The sequence below is a fragment of the Veillonella sp. genome (genome assembly GCF_019414865.1).
In the GTDB taxonomy this organism is placed as follows: Bacteria; Bacillota; Negativicutes; order Veillonellales; family Veillonellaceae; genus Veillonella.
The window spans coordinates 1-8,206 of sequence record NZ_DXLG01000070.1; the positions used below are offsets into that span (position 1 = coordinate 1).

Consider the following 8,206-nt stretch of genomic DNA (forward strand, 5'->3'; position numbering starts at 1 on the left):
GGGCTCGGAGATGTGTATAAGAGACAGTTTTCAATAATTATTTATTTTTTTACGGTTAGCAAAGTCTTAACTTTAGGGAATATTGCAGCATCATTAGCTTCATCTATAGCTATAAAGCGTGCATTCGGACCAGTATATTTATCATCAAAAAGGCTAATATGTAAAACTTCATTATAAGAATTATTATTAGCTACGCTTTTATATTTTAATATTCCTTCATATACATTACCTTGTTTAGCTAATGGCGTTACAACTGTGAAAGTACCAAGGATTGGACTATCCCCCTTATTAATAGCAGAGGCAAGTGCACCTAGTGAAGATGGATCTGCATTGACATGCTTAGTTTCACTCATGCGACCAGATAATTGCTTTCCTAATACTACATCACCATATACAGCATAGTTCATTTCATTTTCGTTTTTAATATTCAATGTAGATACATTAGCAGAGGTAGCACCCGCTTCTATAAACACAGATTTAATATCTTTTTTTGCCTCGCCTGCAAAAAGTGCTTTAGGATTATTTTGATACATTGTAACACCTTCAGGTAATTTAACACCTTGATATGTTACAGTTTGACTTTTATTCAAAACGGACTTAATGTTTGCTGCAGAACCTATTGCTGGAACAGATACTAATACAGCAGCTGCAGTAGCAAGTAATACTAATTTTTTCATATGTCTCCTCTAGTGAAATGTTAATGTCACAAACTCTCAACATTTATAGTAACAACACAGTAGTAAAGAACCGCCCTTAATGGAGCGGTTCTTTATCATTATCTTAGCAACGTATATGACTGACTAAATTATTTCTTTTGTGCCTTAGCCCAGCTATCTCGTAACCCAACAATACGGTTCATTACGATATGATTTGGTGTGCTATCTTTATCAGTTACAAAGTAACCTTGGCGCAAGAATTGGAAATGGTCTCCTGGTACAGTATTAGCAAGACATGCTTCCCCTTTACTATGGAATACTTGTAAGGAGTCATGGTTGAAATCGCCCAAGAAGTCTTTACCATCGGAATCTTCTTTAAGTAAATAATCATATAAGCGAGATTCAATATCTACTGCAGTAGATGCTTCAACCCAGTGCAATGTCCCTTTTACCTTACGAGTGCAACCGCTACCGCTCTTAGTTTCTGGATCATATGTACAGTGTATTTCTGTAATATTGCCATTTTCATCTTTGATAACATCAGTACATGTAATGAAGTATGCACCTTTTAAGCGTACTTCTTTACCTGGTGCCAAGCGGAAGAATTTCTTAACTGGCTCTTCCATAAAGTCATTGCGTTCAATGTAGATTTCACGACCGAATACAACTTCACGGTTACCCAACTCTTCATTTTCTGGATTATTTTCAACTGTGCAAAGTTCAGTTTGACCTTCTGGATAGTTCGTAATAACAACTTTCACAGGATCAATAACTACCATAGGACGTGTAGCTTTGAGTTTTAAATCTTCACGGATACAGAACTCAAGCAAAGCAATATCAACAACGCTATCAGCTTTAGCGACGCCAATGCGATCGCAGAAATCACGAATTGCTTCTGGCGTGTAACCACGACGACGCAAACCAGAAATAGTAGGCATACGAGGATCATCCCAGCCAGCTACGAGACCAGCTTCCACAAGTGCACGCAATTTACGTTTGGACATAACCATTTTAGTTACATTTAAACGAGCAAACTCAATTTGTTGCGGAATTTCAGTATCATCCCAATCCTCAAGTACCCAATCATACAATGGACGATGAACTTCAAACTCTAAAGTACAGATAGAGTGTGTAATACGTTCGATAGCATCTTCAATAGGATGAGCAAAGTCATACATAGGGTAAATCTTCCACTCATTGCCTGTGTTATGATGTTCTGTATTTACAATACGATAAATAACAGGGTCACGCATAACGATATTAGGATGAGCCATGTCGATTTTTGCACGCAATACCTTTTCACCATCAGCGTATTTACCATCTTTCATTTCTTCGAAGAGTTTCAAGTTTTCTTCTACGCTACGATCGCGGTATGGGCTATTAACACCAGGTGTAGAGAAATCACCACGGGTTTGTTTAATTTCATCAGCCGTTTGATCATCTACATACGCTTTGCCAAGAGTGATTAATTTCTTAGCATATTCGTACATTTGACCAAAATAGTCAGATGCATAACGTGGTTCATCAGTCCAATCAAAGCCGAGCCATTTTACATCTTCCATGATGGAGTTTACGTATTCAACATCTTCTTTTGCAGGATTCGTATCATCAAAACGAAGATTTGTTAAGCCATTGTACTGTTTGCCAATACCAAAGTTAAGACAAATAGATTTAGCATGACCAATATGTAAGTAACCATTTGGTTCTGGCGGGAAGCGAGTTAACACACGACCACCGTATTTGCCAGTTTCGTTATCTTTGTTGATGATAGCTTCGATAAAGTTAACAGACACAACTTCTTCAGGAGCTACAGTTTTTTCAATATCTTTATGTTCCAACGTTCTAACCTCCATAGGATAAATATTCTTTTATTTTACCATATTTTGCATAATACCGCATATCTTTTGAGGTCTTGTGATATTAGTCGAAATCAGCTAAGTCTATACCAGCTTTTTTAAGCTCTTCTAAGGCAGACTCTACATCCATTTCTGGTTTCTTATAGTTAACTTCTTCATTAACACAGGTCTTTAATGGTTTCTTATGAACGCCAGCAATAATATTGTCAGCCGTCAAAATAGACATATCATAACGCGTACGATCAGTATAAGAACCAATATGTGGTACGATAAGACAGTTCTCAACATCCAATAATGGATGATCTGCTGGCAATGGCTCTGGATCAGTTACGTCAAGTGCTGCGTAATCGATTTCACCTGTTTTTAGGGCATTAATCAAAGCATCTGTATCAACGATAGGTCCACGGCCAACATTAACAAACAATGCAGTATTCTTCATTTTTTTGAAGAATGCTTCATCACACATGTGATATGTTTCATCTGTTAGTGGAGCCATCACACAAACTACATCACTAGTAGCTAACAAGTCATCTAATTCCATATACGTAGTTTTATGAATCTTGTCATCAATACGCTGATTACGATTATGGTATACCACAGTCATACCGAATGCACGGGCACGACGTGAAATAGATACACCAATAGCGCCCATACCAATAATACCAAGGGTGCGGCGACTTAAATCAAATCCCTTAATATTAGATGGTCTTTGAGCCCAGCGTCCTTCTTTTACGAAATTAGCATTTTCCAGAATACGACGACTAGCAGTGGCAATCAATGTAAAAGCAAGCTCTGCTACGGTTTCATTAAGAACACCTGGCGTATTGCCATAAGGAATGCCTGCTGCTGTTAATTCATCAATTTTTACATTATCATACCCCACAGCTGCTTGAGCAATAACCTTTAAATTAGGTGCATTTTTTACAAGATCACCGTCTACATCTAAAGGGCGAACACACCACAAACCATCCGCATCAACGAGCCATTCCTTTAATGTCTCACGAGGCATTACAGTCTTTTCAGTCCATTGGCGCACATCTACGTGCTCTTTTAAATAAGCAATTGCATCTTTACGGACTAAACCGTTTACAACAACTAGAGGTTTTTTTTCCATATGTATAAGTCCTCCAAAAACGTCTTATAATACACGCCCAAGAATTTCGCATAAAAGTTAATATTATATATTTCTATTATATACTTATATTTTATACTAGAAAGCTGGCGTAATACAACAAAAAGGAGTAAGGCCTAGGCCTTACTCCTTTTATGTAGCTTTAAATTTGAATTATTTCAAATCTGCTGTACAGTTAGGACATTTAACTGCATCAATGTGAATTTCTGTTTTACAGAATGGACATTCTTTAGTTGTAGGTGCTTCAGCAGCTTCTTCTTCTTTCGCGTTTTTCATCATTTTAGCTAATGCGCGAACCATCAAGAATACAACGAACGCCAAGATTAAGAATTGAATCAAATCAGTAATAAATGTACCGTATGGCAATACAGAACCAACTGCACGAGCTGTATTAATATCAGCACCAGACATAAATGCATCTTTAGATGCAGCATTTAATGGCAAGTACAAGTTACTGAAATCAATACCGCCTGTGAACAAGCTGATAATAGGCATGAACAAGTTGCTTACAACGGAGTTAACCAACGCTGTGAAAGCAGCCCCAATAATCATACCAATAGCAAGGTCCATCATGTTACCTTTGAATGCAAAAGCTTTAAAATCGTTCAAAAAATCTTTCATGTTCTCACTACTCCTAGATACACTTAATTGAGAATGCGTTAATAACTGTACTAATCATAAAGGAAAGATGAAGAGATGTCAAGAATTTTCGATGTAGTCTTTCGAATTTATTTAATATAGTTTTTCATAATCCTATCTATTATTGTAACAAACCAGTAATCATGCGTATTTTTCGCACCATGTTAAAAGGTGCCAATCACGAATGTGATTAGCACCTCTACTGTCATACAACGTCTATTATTGTATAGATTCGACAATTATTTAATTTTATCCTCTATAACCTTTCCTTCTTGTAAAGGTCCACTTTGTTCTTTGAGGCGAGCCAACATAACAGAAGATACGAACATCGCCACACCAGCGCCTATCGTTTCAATAGATAAGCTTTCACCAAAGAACAAGAAGCCGTAGAAGGAACTGATGAATACACCAACATATTGTAAGAATTGTGCCACTACAGCGTTAGTTGTAACAAAGGCACCAGTCAAGAAGAACTGAGCCACTACACTTATACCACCAATCGCCAAGATGATAAGCCAATCTGTGCCTTGAGGCATAACGAGTTTGTCAGTTGTAACAAGCCCTGCAATCATACCTGTAATCATAAAATACGCCATAATTTCGAAATTACTATGTTTACCTCGCTTAGATATAAGGCGAATCGTTGTATACGCAGCCGCAGATAAAGCAGCCCCTAAAATAGCTACTAAGGCGAACCAAGTAAAGCCGGTAAAGCTAAATGGATTTACCATAACCATTACAGCTACAAAGATCAAAAGAAGCCATTTACCAGCCCCTTTAGGTACCCGTTCTTTAAGAAATAAGGCGCTAAATATCAATACAAATATACCTGAGGTTTGAAATAAAATCGTTGCATCAGATAACTTTAAATGCACTAAGGCAATAAAGTTACAAACCATGCCAAAGCCGCCGTATAAACCGCGCATTAGTAGATGTCCTCTATCTTCTTTAGAGAATCGGATGCCTTGGGTATACATAACGATAAGAACCGCTACCGTACCAAATAAGCCGCGGAAAAAGGCAATTTCCCCAGAAGGAATATTAGAGCCTAGCATCTTTACGAATAAATTCATCGTACTCAACAAAAGAGCCGATAGCAATGCGTACATAAGGCCTTTTTTAGCCATACTACCTCCCTATACACTTCTACTATAATGTAACTACATAGTTACTGCCTGTATTATCTATATAAGCAATCCGATATACAGGAGATACATAGTTTACAAAATCAAAATATATGCCGCCCTTCTAATGAAAGGCGGCATCATATTATTTAGAGAATGTATCTACAAAATCAAGAATTTCTTGTTTCATATTCTCTTTATCGATTGCTTTTGTGAAACGCAATGGTTTAGATTTCAAAGCTTCCAATTGTTTAGGGAATGCTACACCCGTTACAGCAGAAATATTATCTAAGCTTTCATACGGTGTATCACCCACTTTGATATCTAAAGCCTCGCAAATGGCTGTAGGGAATTTAAATGGATGTGCAGTAGACGCAATAATTGTATGGCGTGCACCATCTTCAGGATGTTTTTCTAATTCCTTCATGTATGCACCCATAGCTACCGCCGTATGAGGGTCCATCACATAACCATAGGAGTTGTACACTTGTTCAATGATGGCTTTTGTTTCTTCATCATCAACATAAGCACCTGCGAAATTAGCTTTAACACGACTGAACTCTTCTTCATTTACAGTCAATTTACCTGTTGCTTTAAGATCTTTCATCCAACCAGCGGTACGTTCACTATCTTCACCAGAGATATAGTACAAGAAACGTTCAAAGTTGGAGGATTCAAGAATATCCATAGATGGAGAAATCGTTGTATAGAATGGACGATTCATATCGTATGTGCCAGTTTCAAAGAACTCAGTAAGCACATTGTTTTGGTTGGATGCACAAATCAATTTACCAATAGGAATACCCATTTTTTTAGCATAGTAAGCAGCCAAAATATTACCAAAGTTACCTGTTGGCACTACTACGTTGAAAGCTTCGTCTTCGTGAATAGCACCTTGTGCTACGAGCTCAGCATAGGCATTTACATAGTACACCACTTGAGGTGCCAAGCGGCCGATGTTAATGGAGTTCGCACTAGAGAACATAACACCTTTTGCAGCAACCTCTTCTGCTGTAGACTTATCAACGAATAAGCGTTTCAAGAATTGTTGAGCATCGTCAAAGTTACCATGAATAGCCGTTACATTAACGTTCTCCCCTTCTTGCTTTTGCATTTGTTCTGCTTGCATAGGACTTACGCCATCTGTTGGGTAGAATACTTGGATATGTGTACCAGGTACATCTTTAAAGCCCTCAAGGGCTGCTTTACCAGTATCACCAGATGTAGCCGTTAAGATAAGAACCTCTTTTTTCTCACCTTCTGCTTCTTTTGCTGCCACCAATAGATATGGGAATAAGGACAATGCCATATCTTTGAAAGCTTGTGTACGGCCGTGGAATAATTCCAATACAGAAACCTTTTCTAATAAGGAATGTAATGGTGCAATATCACGAGTACTGAAATTAGCATCAGAGTATGCAGAGTTGATCATTTCATTTAAATGAGCTTCAGAGAAGCATGGGAACAACTTAGATAATACAATAGCTGCTACCTCTTGATAGTTTTTATCTTTCATATCATTGTAAGTTAAGCAGTTTGTAGGGAATAAAGATGGTACATATAGACCACCATCCTCTGCTAAGCCGTGCAACAATGCATATGTTTCATTTACCGCAACGGTACCGCGGGTGCTAGTATAATTCATGGAATACCTCATTCATAACTACAATGGATTTTACGAGTTTAATAGATTTATCATAGCATAAAAGCGCCCCTAAAAGGAGCGCTTCTATAGAATTTATATGGTATTTTCATTCAAATTATATGCTGCTAACAAAACTGAGCATCACAAACCATATAAATCATGCATAAACTAGCTATGCGGATTATAATTCACCTTCTGCAATAGCATCCAATGTATCAAGGGATGGAATGAAGAAGAGCATGCCTGTAATAGGTTTGGAATAATCAAGCAATTTATCATTTTGCGTAAACATATTAGTAAGCATTGTTTTAGTTACATCCCAGTAACGAGCATAACCGATAAAGTATGTACCGCGTACACCTTGTCCAGGTTGAGCAAACGGTACATTCATACGCACGATTTTATGTTCTTTATCATCGCGATTATCTTGAGCCACTACATTATGAGCTGCTGGATCTTTTTCATCATCTTCTAACTCAATATCGCTGAATTTACGACGGCCAATGAACTTTTCTTGCATTTCTGTAGGAAGCGCACGCCACGCATCAAGATCGTGTTCATATTTTTGAGCAAATGCATAAGAACCATTAGTGAATTCAGGATCTTCATCACCAATAACGCCCCACTCTACAGCTTCTTGACCAACAGGGTTTTCAGTACCATCTACGAAATCAATGATGGCACGACCTTGTTCATAATGGAAGCCATGAGTTTCATCTACTACAGATGTAATAGGACGTAAGAACTCCATAATTTGATCCACTACAGTATATGTAACGGACTCATCATTGGAACGTACATGTAAGAATAAATCAGCTGCTACAGCTGGTACGTCTTGTTTATCACCTTTAATACCTTGGAAGTCTTCTAACTCTTTTGGTATAGGTGCATTAGGGAATAAATAATCCCATGCTTTACGGCTGAAACCAAAAGCAATGCCCAAACCTTCACCATTTGCACGAATGCTAACAGAGCGTTTAATAGCTTGAATGCGGTCCGCCATATCTTGAATCACTTCGAGTTCAGCGTCACGATCTTTACGATTTAATAATAATGTTGTAAAATTTACACTTTGTCCAGCATCTTTATACACATCTTGTGTTCTAGAAACATCTACTGCCATAAGAACCTCCTAATGACTGTCTCTTATACAC

Annotated in this window: 7 protein-coding genes; all 7 read right to left on the bottom strand. The window is 37.8% G+C overall.

The features are described from left to right. Positions 1–41: 41 nt before the first annotated feature. Positions 42–677, bottom strand: a complete 636-nt coding sequence (locus QZ334_RS05550; protein WP_295232590.1) for a hypothetical protein — start codon at positions 675–677, stop codon at positions 42–44. A gap of 128 nt (positions 678–805) precedes the next feature. Further along, positions 806–2,494, bottom strand: a complete 1,689-nt coding sequence (locus tag QZ334_RS05555) for a glutamine--tRNA ligase/YqeY domain fusion protein (protein ID WP_295232592.1) — start codon at positions 2,492–2,494, stop codon at positions 806–808. Between the two features lie 82 nt (positions 2,495–2,576). After that, entirely contained in the window at positions 2,577–3,626 is a 1,050-nt protein-coding gene (locus QZ334_RS05560; protein WP_105089462.1) for a 2-hydroxyacid dehydrogenase, read from the bottom strand. 171 nt (positions 3,627–3,797) lie between these two features. After that, positions 3,798–4,265 (bottom strand): large conductance mechanosensitive channel protein MscL, encoded by a 468-nt coding sequence (mscL, locus tag QZ334_RS05565; protein ID WP_105089463.1) that lies wholly within the window; start codon positions 4,263–4,265, stop codon positions 3,798–3,800. Positions 4,266–4,522: 257 nt separating this feature from the next. Further along, positions 4,523–5,410: a DMT family transporter gene (locus tag QZ334_RS05570; protein WP_156719044.1), complete on the bottom strand. Its 888-nt coding sequence runs from the start codon at positions 5,408–5,410 to the stop codon at positions 4,523–4,525. A 142-nt stretch (positions 5,411–5,552) separates the two neighbouring features. Beyond that, positions 5,553–7,052 carry a threonine synthase gene (gene thrC / locus QZ334_RS05575; RefSeq protein ID WP_295232597.1) on the bottom strand — a complete coding sequence of 500 codons (1,500 nt, stop codon included), beginning with the start codon at positions 7,050–7,052 and terminating at the stop codon, positions 5,553–5,555. Between the two features lie 181 nt (positions 7,053–7,233). Further along, complete coding sequence (locus tag QZ334_RS05580; protein WP_295232600.1) at positions 7,234–8,175, bottom strand: Dyp-type peroxidase; 942 nt, start codon at positions 8,173–8,175, stop codon at positions 7,234–7,236. Between the last annotated feature and the right edge of the window lie 31 nt (positions 8,176–8,206).

What these genes read in the sequence shown, in the direction of transcription:
- QZ334_RS05550 (WP_295232590.1), bottom strand. Translation starts at nt 677, where the DNA reads ATGAAAAAATTAGTATTACTTGCTACTGCAGCTGCTGTATTAGTATCT.
- QZ334_RS05580 (WP_295232600.1), bottom strand. Translation starts at nt 8,175, where the DNA reads ATGGCAGTAGATGTTTCTAGAACACAAGATGTGTATAAAGATGCTGGA.
- thrC (WP_295232597.1), bottom strand. Translation starts at nt 7,052, where the DNA reads ATGAATTATACTAGCACCCGCGGTACCGTTGCGGTAAATGAAACATAT.
- QZ334_RS05560 (WP_105089462.1), bottom strand. Translation starts at nt 3,626, where the DNA reads ATGGAAAAAAAACCTCTAGTTGTTGTAAACGGTTTAGTCCGTAAAGAT.
- mscL (WP_105089463.1), bottom strand. Translation starts at nt 4,265, where the DNA reads ATGAAAGATTTTTTGAACGATTTTAAAGCTTTTGCATTCAAAGGTAAC.
- QZ334_RS05570 (WP_156719044.1), bottom strand. Translation starts at nt 5,410, where the DNA reads ATGGCTAAAAAAGGCCTTATGTACGCATTGCTATCGGCTCTTTTGTTG.